The following is a 16,944-nucleotide window of genomic DNA, read 5'->3' as shown; positions in this document are numbered from 1 at the left end:
GCGCTTAGACCCGCTCGAAGATGCCGGCGGCGCCCATGCCGGTGCCGATGCACATGGTGACCATGCCGTACTTCTGCTGGCGGCGTTGCAGGCCGTGGGTGAGGGTGGCGATGCGGACGGCGCCGGTGGCGCCGAGCGGGTGGCCGAGTGCGATGGCGCCACCGAGCGGGTTCACCTTGGTCGGATCGATGCCGAGGTCCTGCATCACCGCGATCGCCTGCGCGGCGAAGGCTTCGTTGAGCTCGATCCAGTCCAGATCCTGCATCGAGATGCCGGCCAGCGCGCAGGCCTTCGGGATCGCCGCCTTGGGGCCCATGCCCATGATCTCCGGCGGCACGCCGGCGACCGCGAACGAGACGAAACGGGCGAGGGGAGTCAGGTTGAATTCCTGGATCGCCTTCTCGCTGGCGAGCAGCACCGCACCGGCGCCATCCGACATCTGCGAGCTGTTGCCGGCAGTGACCGAGCCTCCGGCGCGGAACACCGTCTTGAGGCCGGCGAGCGCCTCCAGCGTGGTGTCGGCGCGCGGGCCTTCGTCCTGCTGGATCAGCTTGCGCAATACGCGCACGTCGCGCTTGTCGAGGTCGGGCAGGCGATCGTCGATCTCGTAGGGCAGGATCTCGCCGCCGAACTCGCCGGCTGCGATCGCGGCCGCGGCCTTCTGATGGCTGGCCAACGCAAACTGGTCCTGCGCCTCGCGCGTGACCTTCCACTGCTCGGCCACCTTCTCGGCGGTGATGCCCATGCCGTAGGCGATGGCGAAGTTCTCGTTCTGGTAGACCGCCGGGTTCATCGCGATCTTGTGGCCCATCATCGGGATCATGCTCATCGACTCGGCGCCGGCACCGATCATCAGGTCGGCCTCGCCGAGACGGATGCGATCGGCCGCGAGCGCCACGGCCTGTACGCCCGAGGAGCAGAAGCGGTTGATGGTCATCGCGCTGATCGTGTTCGGCAACCCGGCGAGCAGCATGCCGATGCGCGCGAAGTTCATGCCTTGCTCGGCTTCCGGCATGGCGCAACCGACGATGATGTCGTCGATGCGCGTGCGGTCGAGTTGCGGCAGCGGATCGAGAATGCCGCGCAGTGCATGCGCGAGCAGGTCGTCCGGGCGGGTGTTCTTGAACACGCCGCGGGGCGCCTTGCCGACCGCGGTGCGGTTGGCGGCGACGATGTAGCAATCCTGGACTTGCTTGGACATGGGATTCTCCGAATGCCTGATCAATTGCGCAGCGGCTTGCCGGTCTTGAGCGTATGCAGGATGCGCTCCTGGGTTTTCGGCATCTGCGCCAGCGCGACGAAATGCTTGCGTTCCAGATCGAGCAGCCACGGCTCGTCGACCAGCGAACCGCGTTCGATCTCGCCGCCGCACAGGGTGTCGGCGATGCGGCGACCGATCTCGGCGTCGTGCTCGGAGATGAAGCGGCCTTCGAGCATGTTGATCAGCAGCATGCGCAGCGAGGCGGTGCCGGTGTCGCCGGCGACCGGGATCGCGCGCGCTGGCAGCGGCGGGCGATAGCCCGATTCGTACAGTGCACGCGCTTCGTTCTTGGCCACGTACAGCAGCTCGTGGCTGTTGAACACGACCACGTCGGAGGATCGCAGCAGACCCAGTTCCTTCGCTTCCAGCGCGGAGCCCGAGACCGTCGCCATCGCCACTGCCTGGAACGCGCGTTGCAGGAACGGGAACAGATCGCCGCCTTCGGCCTTCTGCGCGCAGCGCACGCTCAGTTCCTTGAGACCGCCACCGGCTGGCAGCAGGCCGACGCCGGCTTCAACCAACCCGATATAGCTCTCGAGCGCAGCCACGGTGCGCGCCGAATGCATCTGGAATTCGCAGCCGCCACCGAGCGCCATGCCGCGCACCGCGCACACCACCGGCACCAGCGAATGCTTGATGCGCATCGAGGTCTGCTGGAAGCGGTCGATCATCGCCTCGAACTCGGCCAGCTTGCCGGCCTGCAGCGCACCCATCGCGCCGGTGAGGTCGGCGCCAGCGCTGAACGGCTCGCCGTGCTGCCAGATCACCAGTCCCTTGAAGCCGCGCTCGGCTTCGTCGACGGCGCGATGGATGGCGTCGAGCACTCCGCCGCTGACCGTGTTCATCTTGGTCTTGAAGCTGAGGATCGCGATCTCGTCGCCCTGGTGCCACATGCGCGCGTCCGCGGTATCGAACACGGTGGTGCCTGGGTGTGGCAGTTCGCCGAGCAGCGGATCCGGGAACAACTGGCGCTGATACACGGCCGCCTTGCTGCGCGCACGATAGGTGTTGTCGCGCGGTGCGAAGGAACCATGCGAAGCATGCACGCCGGCGCGCGTGGCATCGACCGCCCACTTCGGCAGGGCAGCGTTCGACATCGACTTGCCGGCATCGATGTCGGCCTGGATCCACTCGGTGATCTGTTTCCAGCCGGCGGCCTGCCAGGTCTCGAACGGGCCCTGCGCCCAGCCGTAGCCCCAGCGAATGGCAAAGTCGACGTCACGGGCATTGTCCGCGATTTCCTCGAGGTGCACCGCGGTGTAATGAAACAGGTCACGGAAGCAGGCCCACAGGAACTGCGCCTGCGTCTCGGTCGAGTTGCGCAACGCGGCCAGCTTCTCGGCCGGGTTCTTGATCTTCAGGATTGCCTCGACCTCGGGCACCACCTTGCCGGTCTGCGCGACGTAGGCGCCCTGGGCGAGGTCGATCATCTGGATGTCGTTGCCGACCTTCTTGAAGATGCCGGCCTTGCTCTTCTGGCCGAGCGCGCCTTTCTCGATCAGCGCCTTCAGCCACAGCGGCGCCTGGAAGTAGCTGCGCCACGGATCGTCGGGCAGGGTATCGGCCATGGTCTTGATCACGTGCGCCATGGTGTCGAGACCGACGACGTCGGCGGTGCGATAGGTCGCGGATTTCGGGCGGCCGATGGCCGGCCCGGTGAGGGCATCGACGACATCGAAACCGAGACCGAACTTCTCGGTGTGGTGCATCGTTGCCAGCATCGAGAACACGCCGATGCGATTGCCGATGAAGTTGGGGGTGTCCTTCGCGCGCACCACGCCCTTGCCCAGCGTAGTGGTGAGGAAGGATTCGAGTGCATCGAGGATGGCCGGCGAAGTCGCGCGGATCGGGATCAATTCGACCAGATGCATGTAGCGCGGTGGGTTGAAGAAGTGCACGCCGCAGAAGCGTTCGTGACGCTCTCTCGGCAGGCCTTCCGCCAACTGCTGGATCGGCAGCCCGGAGGTGTTGCTGGCGATCACCGCGTCGTCCTTCAGGTGCGGCACGATCTTGCGGTACAGGTCGTGCTTCCAGTCCATGCGTTCGGCGATCGCCTCGATCACCAGATCGCAATGCGCGAGCAGCGGCAGGTGCTGCTCGTAGTTGGCCGGGATGATCTCGCCCGCCTTCGACTTCAGTGCCAGCGGCGTCGGGCTCAGCTTGCCGAGATTGGCGATGGCCTTGGTCGCGATGCCGTTCGGATCGCCTTCCTTCGCGGGCAGGTCGAACAGCAGGACTTCGACATTGGCATTGGCGAGGTGCGCAGCGATCTGCGCGCCCATCACGCCGGCGCCGAGCACGGCGGCACGGCGGATTCTGAGCGTTGCGTCGGTCATGGGAGCTTTCCGGGTCGGGGTTTGGATTACGGTGCGCGCAGGCCGGCGGCGGCGAAGCGCACGAAATGTTCGGCGGCGGTGCGGCGATGCTGTTCGTCGCTGACCCCGGCCGGCTTCTTGATCATGCCGAAGTCGGACATGGCGTAGGTCAGCGCGCCGCTGACGAAGTCCAGACGCCAGTACAGGGCGTCCTTGGGCAGGTTTGGCAACAGGTTCGCGATCACCTTGGCGAATTCGCCCAGCACGTGCCCGTAGTTGTCGGAGACGAAACGGCGCAGGCGCTGGTCGTGTTCGGCGAAGGCACGCGCGAGCAGGCGCACGAACGAGGAACCACCGCGTTCCGAGGCCAGCGACAGCGCCGGCTGCACGAACGCCTCCAGCACCTGCTCCAGCGTCGCCTGGCGCGAAGAACGAACTTTTTCGAGCGCGGCCATGCGCGCTGCGGTGAGGTCGTCGAGGCGGCGCTTGAACAGTTCGTTGATCAGGTTTTCCTTCGACCCGAAGTGGTAATTCACCGCGGCCAGATTGACGTTGGCCGCGGAAGTCACCTGGCGCAATGACGCGCCCGCGAAACCGGACTTCGCGAACAGGTCTTCGGCCGCACTGAGGATGCGTTCTTTGGTCGAGAAATGGGGATTGATCACGGGAGGCGCCTGGGATGCGGGGAACATGGAGGCCGATTGGTCGCCGCCACGGCTCGCTCGAACGCTTCAAACGGGCGTTCGAAGGCTAGCGACCACCACGCCCTTCGTCAATGCGCGTTCAGCCTTGCCGGTGTTTTGCCAGACGCAACCAGGTGTCGACGACGGTGTCCGGATTCAGCGACACCGACTCGATGCCCTGGTCCATCAGCCACTCGGCGAGGTCGGGGTGGTCGCTCGGGCCCTGGCCGCAGATGCCGATGTATTTGCCGCGTGCGCGGCAGGCCTGGATCGCCATCGCCAGCAGGAGCTTGACGGCATCGTTGCGTTCGTCGAACAGGTCGGCGACCAGGGCGGAGTCGCGGTCGAGGCCGAGCGTGAGCTGGGTGAGGTCGTTCGAGCCGATCGAGAAGCCGTCGAAGTGATCGAGGAACTGGTCGGCGAGCAGGGCGTTCGAAGGCAGCTCGCACATCATGATCAGCTTGAGCCCATCCTTGCCGCGTTCAAGGCCATTTTTCGCGAGCACTTCGACGACGCGGCGGGCTTCGTCGACGGTGCGCACGAACGGGATCATCACCCAGGCGTTGGTCAGGCCCATTTCCTCGCGCACCTTCTTCATCGCGCGGCATTCGAGCGCGAAGCAGTCGGCAAAGTCGGCGGAGACGTAACGACTGGCACCGCGATAGCCGATCATCGGGTTCTCTTCATGCGGCTCGTAACGCTTGCCGCCGATCAGGTTCGCGTATTCGTTCGACTTGAAGTCGGACAGGCGCACGATCACCGGGTTTGGTGCGAACGCGGCAGTCAGCGTCGCGATGCCTTCGGCGAGGCGGTCGACATAGAACTGCACCGGGTCGGTGTAGCCGGCCATGCGTTCGTCGATCAGCTTCTTCGTCGCCGCGTCCTGCTGCGCGTAGTTCAACAGCGCCTTCGGGTGCACGCCGATGTGGCTGTTGATGATCATCTCCAGTCGCGCCAGGCCGACACCGGCATTCGGCAACTGGGCGAAGTCGAAGGCGCGCTCCGGGTTCGCGACATTCATCATGATCTTGAGCGGTGCCGGTGGCATCTGCTCGAGATCGGCGGTGATGCGTTCGAACGCGAGTTGGCCCTCGTAGATGAAACCGGTGTCGCCTTCGGCGCAGGACACGGTGACATCGGTACCGTCGGGAATGCTCTCCAGCGCATTGCCGCAGCCAACGACGGCGGGCACGCCGAGTTCGCGCGCGATGATCGCGGCGTGGCAGGTGCGGCCGCCGCGGTTGGTGACGATCGCCGACGCGCGCTTCATGATCGGTTCCCAGTCCGGGTCGGTCATGTCGGCGACGAGCACGTCACCGGGCTGCAGCTTGTTCATCTCCTTGATCGAGCGGATCACGCGCGCCTTGCCGGCGCCGATCTTGTGACCGATCGAACGACCCTCGCACAGCAATGGGCCCTTGCCGCTCAGGTGGAAGCGTTCGAGTTGGGTGGTGCGGCCGCGCGATTTCACCGTTTCCGGACGCGCCTGCACGATGAACAGCTTGCCGCTGATGCCGTCCTTGGCCCATTCGATGTCCATCGGGCGCTGGTAGTGCTGTTCGATCACCAAGGCCTGCTTCGAGAGTTCCTGCACGTCGGCATCGCTGATCGAGAAGCGGTTGCGCAGCTCGGCGGGTGTCGGCTCGGTGCGCACGCGCTCGCCGGGCTGGTTCGAATAGACCATGCGGATCAGCTTGGAGCCGAGCTGGCGACGCAGGATCGCCGGCTTGCCGGCGCGCAGCGTCGGCTTGTACACGTAGAACTCGTCCGGGTTCACGGCGCCTTGCACGACGGTTTCGCCGAGGCCATAACTCGCCGTCACGAACACCGCGTCGCGGAATCCGGACTCGGTGTCGAGCGTGAACAACACGCCGGACGCGCCGACGTCGGAGCGCACCATCAGCTGCACACCGGCCGAGAGGAACACGTCCTCGTGCTTGAAACCGTGGTGCACGCGATAGGCGATGGCGCGATCGTTGTACAGCGACGCGAACACTTCCTTGACCCGATGCAGCACGTCGTCGATGCCGACGACGTTCAGGAACGTCTCCTGCTGACCGGCGAACGACGCATCCGGCAGGTCCTCGGCGGTCGCCGAGGAGCGCACTGCAACGCTCACGTCCGCTGCCTGCCCTGAGCCTGTCGAAGGGCCGTTGTCGCTGCACAGCTTGGCATAGGCGACGCGAATGGTCTGGTCGAGCGCTGGGGTCAGCGCAGTTTCGATGACCCAGCTGCGGATCTCGTTGCCGGCCTTGGCGAGTGCGTCGACGTCCTCGATGTCGAGCGTGGCCAGCTTCGCGAAGATGCGCGCCTTCAGCCCACTCTGGTCGATGAACTCGCGGAAGGCGTGTGCGGTAGTGGCGAATCCACCCGGTACCGACACACCGAGACCGGCGAGGTGGCCGATCATTTCGCCGAGCGAGGCATTCTTGCCGCCCACCTGGGCCAGATCGGACAGACGCAGACGATCGAGCCAGAGCACCTGGTCGGTCATGGAGTTCTCCGGGAGCGTGCGGCGGGGCGCCGTGATGGCTGGATTTTCGGGGATCACGCCGCCAGCGGCAACCCTCGATGCGCGTCGGAGGTGGGCATTGCGTATGCTCGCCGCAAGACAGATGGGGCAATTCCATGGCGCGACAGATTTTCTACATCTCCGATGGCACTGGCATCACCGCGGAGACCATCGGCCATTCGGTGCTGACCCAGTTCGAAAGTGTCGAATTCGAGACGATGCGCATTCCCTTCGTCGACTCGGTCGAGAAGGCGCTCGAAGCCGCCGAACGCGTGCGCCTGGCCGGGATCGAATCCGGCGAACGACCAATCGTGGTCAATACCGTGGTCGATCCGGAATGGTCGCGCATGATCGCCGACAGCGGTGCGCTGATGCTGGATGTGTTCGCACCCTTCATTGCACCGCTCGAGCAGGAGCTTGGCACCAAGCGTCAGCCGCGCGTCGGCAAGGCCCACGGCCTGGTGAACTTCGCGCAGTACGAGGCGCGCATCAATGCGACCAACTACGCGTTGACCCACGATGACGGCATCGACTTCAACTACAGCGATGCCGATGTGATCCTGGTTGGGGTATCGCGTTCCGGCAAGACGCCGACCTGCCTGTTCATGGCCCTGCACTTCGGCGTGCGCGCAGCGAATTTTCCGCTGACACCGGACGATCTGGAGAGCCAGGAATTGCCGCGGCGACTGGCGATGCATCGGCACAAGCTGTTCGCTCTGACCATCGACCCGGCGCGCCTGCAGCAGGTACGCGAAGCGCGCAAGCCGGGCAGTCGTTACGCGACGCTGGAGCAATGTCGATTCGAAGTCAGCACCGCCGAAAAGCTGTTTCGGCGCGAGCGACTGCCGGTGCTGAGCACCACGCATACATCGATCGAGGAGATCGCCAGCAAGGTGCTGTCTGCACTCGGCATCGAGCGGCACCTGTACTGAGCGGGCTTCGATGATACGCCGCATTTCCGTGCATGTGCAGGCTGGTGGGAGTGAAGCGAATCGCTACCATCGAACCCATGAATTCGATCCTGCGCCAGCACGACTTGCAACGCCCGAGCCGATTCGGCTATCTGATGGGCTTGTACGGATCCAACTACTGGCAGCTGACGCGCTTGTTCGGGCCGCGCGGCTTGGCCCCGGGCGGCTACCGCTCGTTGGGGCAGGTCGGGCTGCCGCTGCGGCTGGATGTTCTGGAGCAGCATGCGTTCACCACCGACCTGCGGCTCAGCTATGAGTTCGTCGATGACCTGACCGGCCAGCCCGATCCCTCCGCACGCCTGCGCCTGTTCAGCGACGCGCGCATGGCCGAGGTCACGGCCTGCTATTTCGGGTCACGGCTGGAGGATGTGCTCGGTCGCAGCGCGCCTGCGGCTACCGTGTTCCGCCACCGCTTGCGGATGAATGCGTTTCTGTCGAAGTGGCTGGAGTATCTGGAGCAGAGCGGGCACTCGCGCTTCGGTCTCGAAGCCGTCGCCTGAAAACGACACGGGCGCCCTGCGGCGCCCGGTGCTGAAAGCGGAAGTCGATCACTTGTAGCCGAAGAAGCCCTCGAGCACCTTTTCGTTGCCGTCATAATTGGCCGCGGACGCTTCGATGAACTGGGTGACGCCAAGCTCGGCCAGCACTTCATAGGCGCCCTGATCCTCGTGCAGCTTGAGCAATGCATCCTTCATTGCCTGCTTGGCCTCCGGCGGAACCGTTGGCGCCGCCGACATCGCTGCACCCGGGTATTCCTTGGAGGTCGCGATCGGGATCAGGTTCGGGTACTGGTTCATGAGCCAGGTCGGCACGATGGCCGCGTCGGCCTCGCCGGCAAACACGATCTCGACCCCGTCCACCCAGCTTTGCGCGGTGGACATCAGGTTGGGTTGCCGCACCGGGTCCGGGAAGAACTGCAGCAGCATCGCGAAACCCATGCTCGGCGACGGCATCGACACGATGTTCTTGTTGATCAAACCACGCAGCGTGGTGTCGGTGAGCTGGTCGCTGCCGAGCAGGGTGTAGCTGGTGTTCTCGACAGTGCGCGCAATCGGTTCGTACTGGAAACGCTTGGCGCGAAAATCGGTGAAATGGGCTTCGGAAAACATGAAGTCGACCGGCGCGTTCTGGCGCACGTCGCGCCAGAAGAAGTGGTAGTTGCGCGAGGTGACCAGGGTGATCTTGTGTCCCGTCGCCTTGCTCAGATATGCCACCAGCGGCTGGTAGACCTCGGTTGCCCGCTGCACGTTGTAGCTGGGCTCGACCAGCAGCTTGTATTCGGCAGCCGAAGCGCTGGTGACGGCGGTGACGCCGAACAGCGTCAACACTGCGAACTGCTTGCCCTTGCGCAACACCTGGTTCATGGAGCTGTCTCCTCCTGATGCTGCTGCTATAGCACTTTTTCTCTGGAGTGCCAACGATCTAACGAAACTCTTTGTATCTGTTTCTAGGTGACGGGCGCGTACAACCGCAGCACCGCGCTGTCGATGCCGCCAGCACCGACCTGCAGCCGCGATGTGGACGGCACGCCAGCGATCACCGCAAGCGCGAGACTGCGGCCCGCGAGCACGATCTCGCCGAGTTCGGCGCCAGCGTCGAATACGGCGTCCACCGATTTCCAAGCGGCGCAAGGCGTGGCTTCGAGCAGCACCAGCGAGCGCTTGTTGCGGCCGAGGAAATGCGTTCGCGCAACGATCTCCTGCCCCGGATAGCAGCCCTTGCCGACGCTGAAGGCTGCGAACCGGTCGATCTGCAGCGAATGCGCCAGCTGCCTGCCGCTGGCGGTGACGTCGATCAGAGCCAGCCCGGCGCGCGCGAAATCGTCCAGCGCCTCGGCCGCCAGCGCCCGTGCGTCCTCGCGTGCAACCAAGGACACGCGCATCCCGGCGACATCGCAGTCCACACCCTCGGCGTCGCGTCCCAGGGTTCGAGACGCATCGACCTCAATCCGCACCTTGCGCCGGAACACCATGCGGCGCAGTGACGCGCCCAGTTCCTCACCGCGCGCGAAGGGCACCAGCAGGCGCCAATGATCGGCGGCGACGCGCCACACGCCAAGCACATGCAACACGCGCCCCTGCGCGTTCAGCAGCGCCGACCAGCGCCATCCGGCATCGGCCAATGAATTCAGATCGGCCGCCAGTTGCGCCTGCAGGAACGCCAGTGCATCGGGGCCGCGCACTTCGAGCAGATCAAACAGCGGCGCGTGGTTCATTGTGCAATTGTGCCTGCGCCGGGTGCACCGCGCACGAGGTCGCGAACAAGCGCGCAGCTTGTGGCTGATGGGCCCGAGCGCATAAACTCCACTGGCTACGCCATGAACGAACAGCCCGCTCTCATTCCTGCTCCCGACCTCCCGGCAACTGCGCCACTGGCGCCCGCGTCCGGCACGGCTATCGAGATCGGTGGCCGCAAGGGTCCCGAGCCGACACGCTATGGCGACTGGGAAAAAGACGGTCGCTGCATCGACTTCTAAGCGATTCCACTTTCCGAACAGGAGATTTCGATGAGCGCGCAACGCCCGTTGTCGCCTTTCATGATCGGACCGTACTACCGGCCCCAGCTCACCAGCGTCCTGTCCATCCTGCATCGCATCACCGGCTTGTTCCTGTGCCTGGGGGCGATCGGCCTGATTGCCTGGATTTTCGCCTTGGCTTCCGGTCCGGACAGCTATGCCGCGTTTGCCGGATTGGCCCATGGCGTCATCGGCAAGTTGCTGCTGGCGTCCTCGGTGTTCGCGCTCTGCTATCACTTGGGCAATGGCATCCGCCATTTGTTCTGGGACGCGGGCAGGGGCTTGGAGCTGAAGTCCGCCTACGCCAGCGGCTACGCGGTAGTCGCGTTCGCGATCGTGGCAACGGCAGGCGTGCTGCTCCTGGCGGGAGGTGCGCGATGAGCCTACGCACACCGCTCGCGCATGTGCGCGGCCTCGGTTCTGCAAAAGACGGCACCTCGCACTGGTGGATGCAACGCGTCAGTTCGGTGCTGCTCGCGCCGCTGTCGATCTGGTTCCTCCTCTGTGCGCTGCCGCTGTTCGGCGCCGATTACGCCGATGCCCGCGTCTGGCTGGCGCAGCCACTGAACTCCTTTCTGATCCTCGCGCTGGTGCTGACCGTGGTCTACCACGCGCTGCTCGGAGTACAGGTCGTGGTCGAGGACTACATCCACACGCGTTGGCTCGAAGTCGCCGTGCTGACTTCGATCCGGCTGCTCGCTTTCCTTGCCGCGCTCGCGACTTCGCTCGCCGTCGTGCGCATCGCCGTTGGAGGCTGACATGGCGAAGGACGCCTACAAGATCATTCACCACAAGTACGATGCGGTCGTGGTCGGCGCCGGCGGCGCCGGGTTGCGCGCCACCATGGGACTCGCGGCCAAGGGGCTCAAGACCGCCTGCATCACCAAGGTGTTCCCGACCCGTTCACATACCGTCGCGGCGCAAGGCGGCATGTCCGCCGCACTCGCGAACATGGGCGCGGACGACTGGCGCTGGCACTTCTTCGACACCGTGAAGGGTTCGGACTGGCTCGGCGACCAGGATGCGATCGAATACATGTGCCGCGAAGCGATTCCGGCAGTGATCGAACTCGAACACTATGGTGTGCCGTTCTCGCGCACCGAAGACGGCAAGATCTACCAACGCCCGTTCGGCGGCATGACCACCAAGTTCGGCGAAGGTCCGCCGGCGCAGCGCACCTGCGCCGCCGCCGACCGCACCGGCCACGCCATCCTGCACACCCTGTACCAGCAGTCGCTGAAGCACGACGCGCGCTTCTACATCGAGTACTTCGCGCTCGATTTGATCATGGACAACGGCGTCTGCCGTGGCGTGATCGCCTGGGATCTGGCCGAAGGTACCCTGCACGTGTTCCGTGCGCATGCGGTGATCCTCGCGACCGGCGGCTATGGCCGTGCCTATTTCTCGGCAACGTCCGCGCACACCTGCACCGGCGACGGTGGCGGCATGGTGCTGCGCGCCGGACTGCCGCTGCAGGACATGGAGTTCGTGCAGTTCCACCCGACCGGCATCTACGGCGCCGGATGTCTGATCACCGAAGGCGTGCGCGGCGAAGGCGGCTACCTGACCAACGCCAAGGGCGAGCGCTTCATGGAACGCTATGCGCCGAGCGTGAAGGACCTGGCGCCGCGCGACATGGTCAGCCGCTGCATGACCATCGAGATCCGCGAGGGCCGCGGTGTCGGCGCCGAGAACGACCATATCCACCTGCACCTCGAACACCTGGGCGCCTCGACCATCCACGAAAAGCTGCCGGGCATCGCCGAGTCGGCGCGCATCTTCGCCGGCGTCGACGTGACCCGGGAACCGATCCCGGTGATCCCGACCGTGCACTACAACATGGGCGGCATCCCGACCAACTACCACGGCGAAGTGGTGACCAAGCAGGGCGACAACCCGGATGCGGTGGTGCCCGGACTGTTCGCGATCGGCGAGGCGGCGTGCGTGTCCGTGCATGGCGCGAACCGGCTCGGCTCGAACTCGCTGCTCGATCTGGTGGTGTTCGGCCGCGCGGTCGCGAACCGCTGCGGCGACGTGGTCCAGCCCGGCGCGATCCACAAGGAGCTGCCGGCTTCGGCGCTCGATCCGGCACTGTCGAACTTCGATCGCCTGCGCCATGCCAACGGCGGCACTCCGACCGCCGATGTCCGCATGAACATGCAGCGCACGATGCAGCGTGACGCCGCGGTATTCCGCACCGGCGAGACGCTGAAGAACGGCTGCACCAAGATGAGCGAGGTGTTCGCCTCTTTCGCCGACGTCAAGGTGACCGACCGCTCGATGGTCTGGAACTCGGACCTAGTCGAAACCCTGGAATTGCAGAACCTGCTCGGGCAGGCGGTGGCGACCATCTACTCGGCCGAGAACCGCACCGAGAGCCGCGGCGCGCACGCGCGCGAAGACTTCGCCAGCCGCGACGACGTGAACTGGATGAAGCACACGCTGGTCAGCGTCAGCGACGCCGGCGCCTGCTCGTTCGACTATCGCCCGGTGCATCTGTACACCCAGGGCGGCGTCGATGCGGTGCCACCCAAAGAACGCAAGTACTGAGGTCCGCCATGGCCGAATTCTCTCTTCCGAAGAACTCGAAGGTCACCGCCGGCAAGCACCATGCGGCCAAGGCCGGCGCCAAGCAGGTGCGCCAGTTCAAGGTCTATCGCTGGAGCCCGGACGATGGCGCCAATCCGCGCACCGACACCTATGAAGTCGACGTCGGCAACTGCGGCCCGATGGTTCTCGACGCGCTGATCAAGATCAAGAACGAGATCGACCCGACCCTGACCTTCCGGCGTTCCTGCCGCGAGGGCATCTGCGGTTCGTGCGCGATGAACATCGACGGCACCAACACGCTCGCCTGCACCAAGTCGATCGGCGAATGCGGTTCGGGTGAAGTGAAGATCTATCCGCTGCCGCACATGCCGGTGGTCAAGGACCTGGTGCCGGATCTGACGCGGTTCTACGCACAGTACGCATCGATCCGCCCCTGGATCCGCACCCAGAGCGCTCCGCCGCCGGACCAGGAGCGGCTGCAGTCGAAGGAAGATCGCGCCAAGCTCGACGGGCTCTACGAGTGCATCCTGTGCGCCTGCTGCTCGACCTCGTGCCCGAGCTACTGGTGGAACGGCGAACGCTACCTCGGCCCGGCGATCCTGCTGCAGGCCTACCGCTGGATCATCGACTCGCGCGACGAAGATGCAGGCGACCGCCTCGACCATCTCGAGGACCCGTTCCGGCTTTATCGCTGCCATACCATCATGAACTGCACCAAAACCTGCCCCAAGGGCCTGAACCCGGCCAAGGCGATCGCCGAGATCAAGAAACTCATGGTGCAGCGGCGCACGCTGTGACCGAAATCCGCATCAAGCGCATGCGCTGGCACTGCCGGCGTGGGACACGCGAACTGGATCGCGTGCTGGAGCGCTGGCTGGATGAACATGCGGCGACCGCCGACGATGCGCTGCTGACGCAGTTCGAGTCCGTGCTCGCCTGCGAGGACCGGGAATTGCAGCGCTGGATTCTCGGTTACCACGACTGCGACCGCGTGGAGCTGAAGGCGCTCGTTGATGCGATCCGCGCCAAGCCTCTCGTTTGAGGCCTCGCCCTCGCGCATCGCCGGAGCGCTGACGCTCTGCATCACGCTGATGGCGATGCTGGCAGTGGCGGCCAGTGGGCTCGCCAGCAGTGCGAAGCTTGTGCTGCTCGCGCTGATCGTCCTCGCCGGCTCGCTCCAGCTGCGACTGCGCCGCGGCGATCCCGGCCCGCGTTGCACGCTGCAATCCGAAGGCGACTGGTTGCTCGTGCTCGGTACGGACGAAACCCGCGCCGAACTGCAGCGCAGCCACGACCTCGGCTTCCTGATCGCGCTGCAGTTCCGGAGCGACGGCGGCCGTCGCATCGATCTCGCCCTGTGGCACGATTCCATTCCCGCGGAGACCAGGCGACGCTTGCGGGTATGGCTGGGGCGAAAGGGCGGGCTGCACTGAGCCGCGCGCAGGTTGACTTGTGCTGTCGCAGCCATATCATATGCGATATGAGTTTGTTTCGTGTCGCGCTCGATACCAACGTACTCGTCGCGGCTTCGCGTAGCCGAACCGGCGCGTCCTTCGCCGTGCTGCAGGCGTGGAGAAGCAGGCGCTTCAAGGCACTGGTGTCGGTGCCCTTGATGCTCGAATACGAAGCCGTGCTGAATCGTCCGGAACAGCTTGCAGCGAGCGGGCGCAGCATCGCGATGAATCATGCGTTCCTGGATGCCATGTGTCTGCTGATCGAGCCGGTGCATCTGCACTACCTCTGGCGGCCGCAATTGCGCGATCCGTCCGACGAGATGGTGCTGGAGACAGCTCTGAATGGCCGCGCCAGCGGCATCGTCACACTCAATGGCCGGGATTTCGACGCCGCATCGGATTTCCGTATGTCCGTCATGACGCCTGGCGCGTTCCTCCGTCAACTGACCAAGGAGAATCTCTGATGGCCAACTACGCTCTGCGAGTTCCGGATTCACTGCTGGACTACGCGCGACAGGTCGCGGAGGAGGAGCATGTGTCGATGAACCAGTTCTTCGTCATGGCGATCGCGGAGAAGGTGTCGGCCCTCAAGACCGAGGCGTACTTCCGCATGCGCCAGTCGCGTGCTGATCTGGCTTCGCTCGACACCTGGCTCGCGGCCACCCCGGATCTTGCACCCGAGAAGGGTGACGAACTGCCCTGATCGCGCCTTCGCTACACTGTGCGCCTGCCACGAAGTCCCTGCATGTTCCGACCCCTAGAACTGTTCATCGGCCTGCGCTACACGCGCGCCAAGCGCCGGAACCATTTCATTTCGTTCATCTCGATGGTGTCGATGCTCGGCATTGCGCTCGGGGTGACGGCGTTGATCACGGTGATATCGGTGATGAACGGCTTCGAGGGCGAGTTGCGCGCGCGCATTCTCGGCATGGTTTCGCACGCGACCGTGGCCGGGGTCGGTGACGGGCTGGAGAACTGGGAAACCGCGCTGAAGACGGCGAAGACGCAGGCGCATGTCGTCGGTGCGGCGCCCTACATCGAGCGCGAGGCGATGCTGCAGGGCGGACGCGTCAGCGGCGCGATCCTGCGCGGCGTCGAACCGACCCTGGAACGCGAGGTCAGCGAGATCGCCGATCGCATCGTCGAAGGTTCCTGGGACGCACTGCAGCCCGGCGAATACGGCATCGTGCTCGGGCGCGAACTGGCGATCTGGGCCGGCGCGGAACTCGGCGGCGACGTGCTGGTGTACGCGCCGCAGGTGCGCGCCACGCCGGCGGGGGTGCTGCCGCAGATGCGTCGCTTCAAGGTCGTGGGCATCTTCGAAGCCGGGATGCAGGAGTACGACCGCGGCATGGCCATCATCCATGTGGGCGATGCCGCGAAGCTGTTTCGCATGGGCGACAAGGTCACCGGCGTGCGCCTGAAACTCGACGATTTGTTCCAGGCCAAGCGCGTCTCCGCCGATCTCGCCGACACGCTCGGCGGCTTCTACCGGGTGCGCGACTGGACCCACGAGCACTCGAATTTCTTCCGCGCGATCCAGACCGAGAGGATGGTGATGTTCATCATCCTGTCGCTGATCGTGACCGTGGCCGCGTTCAATCTGGTGTCGTCGCTGGTGATGCTGGTGACCGACAAGCAGGGCGACATCGCGATCCTGCGCACGCTCGGTCTCAGTCCACGCTCGGTGATGGGCGTGTTCGTGGTGCAGGGCACGATCATCGGCCTGGTCGGCATCGTGCTGGGCAGCATTGGCGGCGTGCTGCTGGCGGAAAATGTCACCAACGTCATGCGCTTCCTCGAATCCATGCTCGGCTTCGAGCTGATGCCGGCAGACATGTACTACATCAGCGATCTGCCCTCCGACCTGCGCTGGGACGACGTCACCACCATCATCGGTATGACGCTGGTACTGTGCCTGATCGCGACCCTGTACCCGGCCTGGCGCGCCGCGCGCACGCATCCGGTCGAGGCCCTGCGCTACGAATGAACGCTCCCGCCGACATCGTCCTCGCCGCCAGCGGCGTGTCCAAGACCTACCGCGAAACCCGTGTCGAAACGCAGGTGTTCGCTGACATCGACCTCACCGTGCGTGCCGGCGAGGCAATCGCGATCATGGGCGCTTCCGGCGCCGGCAAGAGCACGCTGCTGCATCTGCTCGGCGGGCTCGATGTGCCGGATCGCGGCGAAATCACCGTTGCCGGCCAGCACATGAACTCCCTGAGCGACAGCGCGCGCGGACGCCTGCGCAACGAGGCGCTCGGCTTCGTCTACCAGTTCCATCACCTGCTGCCCGAGTTCACCGCACTCGAGAATGTGGCGATGCCGCTGCTGATCCGCGGTTTGCGTGCATCCGCGGCGCGCGCCGAGGCGACGCGGATTCTGGAACGCGTCGGGCTCGGTCCGCGCCTCGAACACAAGCCCGGCGAACTTTCCGGCGGCGAACGCCAGCGCGCCGCGATCGCGCGCGCCCTGGTGACGCCCGCGAAGTGCGTGCTCGCCGACGAGCCCACCGGCAACCTCGACGCCGGCAACGCCGACGCCGTCTGCGCCATGCTGCTGGAACTGAAGCGCGACCTCGGCACCGCGGTGGTGATCGTGACGCATTCGGCCGAACTGGCTTCGCGCATGGACCGCGTGCTGGAACTGCGCGGCGGCAAGCTCGTCGCACGCTGAGGCGACG

General features: G+C 65.2%; 19 protein-coding genes. 13 read left to right on the top strand and 6 right to left on the bottom strand.

What is annotated here, in order from left to right:
• Positions 1 to 4: 4 nt before the first annotated feature.
• From IPG63_16380 to ppsA, 4 genes are all read right to left on the bottom strand, one after another.
• Entirely contained in the window at positions 5 to 1,201 is a 1,197-nt protein-coding gene (locus IPG63_16380; GenBank protein MBK6728769.1) for an acetyl-CoA C-acyltransferase, read from the bottom strand.
• A 20-nt stretch (positions 1,202 to 1,221) separates the two neighbouring features.
• Complete coding sequence (locus IPG63_16375; protein ID MBK6728768.1) at positions 1,222 to 3,597, bottom strand: 3-hydroxyacyl-CoA dehydrogenase/enoyl-CoA hydratase family protein; 2,376 nt, start codon at positions 3,595 to 3,597, stop codon at positions 1,222 to 1,224.
• A 26-nt stretch (positions 3,598 to 3,623) separates the two neighbouring features.
• Positions 3,624 to 4,268, bottom strand: a complete 645-nt coding sequence (locus tag IPG63_16370; GenBank protein ID MBK6728767.1) for a TetR family transcriptional regulator — start codon at positions 4,266 to 4,268, stop codon at positions 3,624 to 3,626.
• Between the two features lie 91 nt (positions 4,269 to 4,359).
• The gene (ppsA, locus tag IPG63_16365) at positions 4,360 to 6,753 is read right to left on the bottom strand and encodes a phosphoenolpyruvate synthase (protein MBK6728766.1); all 2,394 of its coding nucleotides are present in this window, start codon (positions 6,751 to 6,753) and stop codon (positions 4,360 to 4,362) included.
• 134 nt (positions 6,754 to 6,887) lie between these two features.
• On the opposite strand from ppsA, the gene IPG63_16360 reads away from it, so the two are divergent.
• Positions 6,888 to 7,703, top strand: a complete 816-nt coding sequence (locus IPG63_16360; GenBank protein ID MBK6728765.1) for a kinase/pyrophosphorylase — start codon at positions 6,888 to 6,890, stop codon at positions 7,701 to 7,703.
• Positions 7,704 to 7,780: 77 nt separating this feature from the next.
• A complete protein-coding gene (locus IPG63_16355; protein ID MBK6728764.1) occupies positions 7,781 to 8,242 on the top strand; it encodes a DUF1249 domain-containing protein in 462 nt (153 codons plus the stop codon).
• A 48-nt stretch (positions 8,243 to 8,290) separates the two neighbouring features.
• On the opposite strand, the gene IPG63_16350 is transcribed toward IPG63_16355, so the two are convergent.
• Both IPG63_16350 and IPG63_16345 read right to left on the bottom strand, forming a co-directional pair.
• Positions 8,291 to 9,106 (bottom strand): PhnD/SsuA/transferrin family substrate-binding protein, encoded by an 816-nt coding sequence (locus IPG63_16350; GenBank protein MBK6728763.1) that lies wholly within the window; start codon positions 9,104 to 9,106, stop codon positions 8,291 to 8,293.
• An 83-nt stretch (positions 9,107 to 9,189) separates the two neighbouring features.
• A complete protein-coding gene (locus IPG63_16345) occupies positions 9,190 to 9,957 on the bottom strand; it encodes a hypothetical protein (protein ID MBK6728762.1) in 768 nt (255 codons plus the stop codon).
• Between the two features lie 102 nt (positions 9,958 to 10,059).
• Between IPG63_16345 and IPG63_16340 the strand changes: the two genes are divergently transcribed.
• Genes IPG63_16340 through IPG63_16290 form a run of 11 tightly spaced genes read left to right on the top strand, consistent with a single transcriptional unit; the run spans position 10,060 to position 16,937 of the window.
• Positions 10,060 to 10,218, top strand: coding sequence for a DUF1674 domain-containing protein (locus IPG63_16340; GenBank protein MBK6728761.1), 159 nt, complete (start codon positions 10,060 to 10,062; stop codon positions 10,216 to 10,218).
• A gap of 30 nt (positions 10,219 to 10,248) precedes the next feature.
• Positions 10,249 to 10,638: a succinate dehydrogenase, cytochrome b556 subunit gene (gene sdhC / locus IPG63_16335; protein ID MBK6728760.1), complete on the top strand. Its 390-nt coding sequence runs from the start codon at positions 10,249 to 10,251 to the stop codon at positions 10,636 to 10,638.
• Positions 10,635 to 11,015 carry a succinate dehydrogenase, hydrophobic membrane anchor protein gene (gene sdhD, locus IPG63_16330; GenBank protein ID MBK6728759.1) on the top strand — a complete coding sequence of 127 codons (381 nt, stop codon included), beginning with the start codon at positions 10,635 to 10,637 and terminating at the stop codon, positions 11,013 to 11,015. Before sdhC ends, sdhD begins: the two co-directional genes overlap by 4 nt.
• 1 nt (position 11,016) lies before the next feature.
• Positions 11,017 to 12,807: a succinate dehydrogenase flavoprotein subunit gene (locus tag IPG63_16325; GenBank protein MBK6728758.1), complete on the top strand. Its 1,791-nt coding sequence runs from the start codon at positions 11,017 to 11,019 to the stop codon at positions 12,805 to 12,807.
• A gap of 8 nt (positions 12,808 to 12,815) precedes the next feature.
• Positions 12,816 to 13,604: a succinate dehydrogenase iron-sulfur subunit gene (locus IPG63_16320; GenBank protein ID MBK6728757.1), complete on the top strand. Its 789-nt coding sequence runs from the start codon at positions 12,816 to 12,818 to the stop codon at positions 13,602 to 13,604.
• 20 nt (positions 13,605 to 13,624) lie between these two features.
• Positions 13,625 to 13,849, top strand: coding sequence for a succinate dehydrogenase assembly factor 2 (locus tag IPG63_16315; GenBank protein MBK6728756.1), 225 nt, complete (start codon positions 13,625 to 13,627; stop codon positions 13,847 to 13,849).
• On the top strand, positions 13,821 to 14,240 hold the full coding sequence (locus tag IPG63_16310; protein ID MBK6728755.1) for a hypothetical protein: 420 nt from the start codon (positions 13,821 to 13,823) through the stop codon (positions 14,238 to 14,240). The genes IPG63_16315 and IPG63_16310 overlap by 29 nt, the downstream gene beginning before the upstream one ends.
• A 47-nt stretch (positions 14,241 to 14,287) precedes the next feature.
• The gene (locus IPG63_16305; GenBank protein MBK6728754.1) at positions 14,288 to 14,725 is read left to right on the top strand and encodes a putative toxin-antitoxin system toxin component, PIN family; all 438 of its coding nucleotides are present in this window, start codon (positions 14,288 to 14,290) and stop codon (positions 14,723 to 14,725) included.
• The gene (locus IPG63_16300; protein MBK6728753.1) at positions 14,725 to 14,964 is read left to right on the top strand and encodes a hypothetical protein; all 240 of its coding nucleotides are present in this window, start codon (positions 14,725 to 14,727) and stop codon (positions 14,962 to 14,964) included. The genes IPG63_16305 and IPG63_16300 overlap by 1 nt, the downstream gene beginning before the upstream one ends.
• Before the next feature lie 42 nt (positions 14,965 to 15,006).
• On the top strand, positions 15,007 to 16,251 hold the full coding sequence (locus IPG63_16295) for a lipoprotein-releasing ABC transporter permease subunit (protein ID MBK6728752.1): 1,245 nt from the start codon (positions 15,007 to 15,009) through the stop codon (positions 16,249 to 16,251).
• Entirely contained in the window at positions 16,248 to 16,937 is a 690-nt protein-coding gene (locus tag IPG63_16290) for an ATP-binding cassette domain-containing protein (GenBank protein MBK6728751.1), read from the top strand. Before IPG63_16295 ends, IPG63_16290 begins: the two co-directional genes overlap by 4 nt.
• The last annotated feature ends 7 nt before the right edge of the window (positions 16,938 to 16,944 follow it).

The sequence above is a fragment of the Lysobacterales bacterium genome, assembly GCA_016703225.1.
Lineage (GTDB): Bacteria > Pseudomonadota > Gammaproteobacteria > Xanthomonadales > Ahniellaceae > JADKHK01.
Note: the sequence above shows the minus strand (reverse complement) of the source record. Positions and strands in the feature narration are given on the sequence as shown.

What these genes read in the sequence shown, in the direction of transcription:
- sdhD (MBK6728759.1), top strand. Translation starts at nt 10,635, where the DNA reads ATGAGCCTACGCACACCGCTCGCGCATGTGCGCGGCCTCGGTTCTGCA.
- IPG63_16295 (MBK6728752.1), top strand. Translation starts at nt 15,007, where the DNA reads ATGTTCCGACCCCTAGAACTGTTCATCGGCCTGCGCTACACGCGCGCC.
- IPG63_16300 (MBK6728753.1), top strand. Translation starts at nt 14,725, where the DNA reads ATGGCCAACTACGCTCTGCGAGTTCCGGATTCACTGCTGGACTACGCG.
- IPG63_16315 (MBK6728756.1), top strand. Translation starts at nt 13,625, where the DNA reads ATGCGCTGGCACTGCCGGCGTGGGACACGCGAACTGGATCGCGTGCTG.
- ppsA (MBK6728766.1), bottom strand. Translation starts at nt 6,753, where the DNA reads ATGACCGACCAGGTGCTCTGGCTCGATCGTCTGCGTCTGTCCGATCTG.
- IPG63_16360 (MBK6728765.1), top strand. Translation starts at nt 6,888, where the DNA reads ATGGCGCGACAGATTTTCTACATCTCCGATGGCACTGGCATCACCGCG.
- IPG63_16290 (MBK6728751.1), top strand. Translation starts at nt 16,248, where the DNA reads ATGAACGCTCCCGCCGACATCGTCCTCGCCGCCAGCGGCGTGTCCAAG.
- IPG63_16375 (MBK6728768.1), bottom strand. Translation starts at nt 3,597, where the DNA reads ATGACCGACGCAACGCTCAGAATCCGCCGTGCCGCCGTGCTCGGCGCC.
- IPG63_16370 (MBK6728767.1), bottom strand. Translation starts at nt 4,268, where the DNA reads ATGTTCCCCGCATCCCAGGCGCCTCCCGTGATCAATCCCCATTTCTCG.
- IPG63_16355 (MBK6728764.1), top strand. Translation starts at nt 7,781, where the DNA reads ATGAATTCGATCCTGCGCCAGCACGACTTGCAACGCCCGAGCCGATTC.
- IPG63_16305 (MBK6728754.1), top strand. Translation starts at nt 14,288, where the DNA reads ATGAGTTTGTTTCGTGTCGCGCTCGATACCAACGTACTCGTCGCGGCT.
- IPG63_16380 (MBK6728769.1), bottom strand. Translation starts at nt 1,201, where the DNA reads ATGTCCAAGCAAGTCCAGGATTGCTACATCGTCGCCGCCAACCGCACC.
- IPG63_16345 (MBK6728762.1), bottom strand. Translation starts at nt 9,957, where the DNA reads ATGAACCACGCGCCGCTGTTTGATCTGCTCGAAGTGCGCGGCCCCGAT.
- IPG63_16340 (MBK6728761.1), top strand. Translation starts at nt 10,060, where the DNA reads ATGAACGAACAGCCCGCTCTCATTCCTGCTCCCGACCTCCCGGCAACT.
- sdhC (MBK6728760.1), top strand. Translation starts at nt 10,249, where the DNA reads ATGAGCGCGCAACGCCCGTTGTCGCCTTTCATGATCGGACCGTACTAC.
- IPG63_16350 (MBK6728763.1), bottom strand. Translation starts at nt 9,106, where the DNA reads ATGAACCAGGTGTTGCGCAAGGGCAAGCAGTTCGCAGTGTTGACGCTG.
- IPG63_16310 (MBK6728755.1), top strand. Translation starts at nt 13,821, where the DNA reads ATGCGATCCGCGCCAAGCCTCTCGTTTGAGGCCTCGCCCTCGCGCATC.
- IPG63_16320 (MBK6728757.1), top strand. Translation starts at nt 12,816, where the DNA reads ATGGCCGAATTCTCTCTTCCGAAGAACTCGAAGGTCACCGCCGGCAAG.
- IPG63_16325 (MBK6728758.1), top strand. Translation starts at nt 11,017, where the DNA reads ATGGCGAAGGACGCCTACAAGATCATTCACCACAAGTACGATGCGGTC.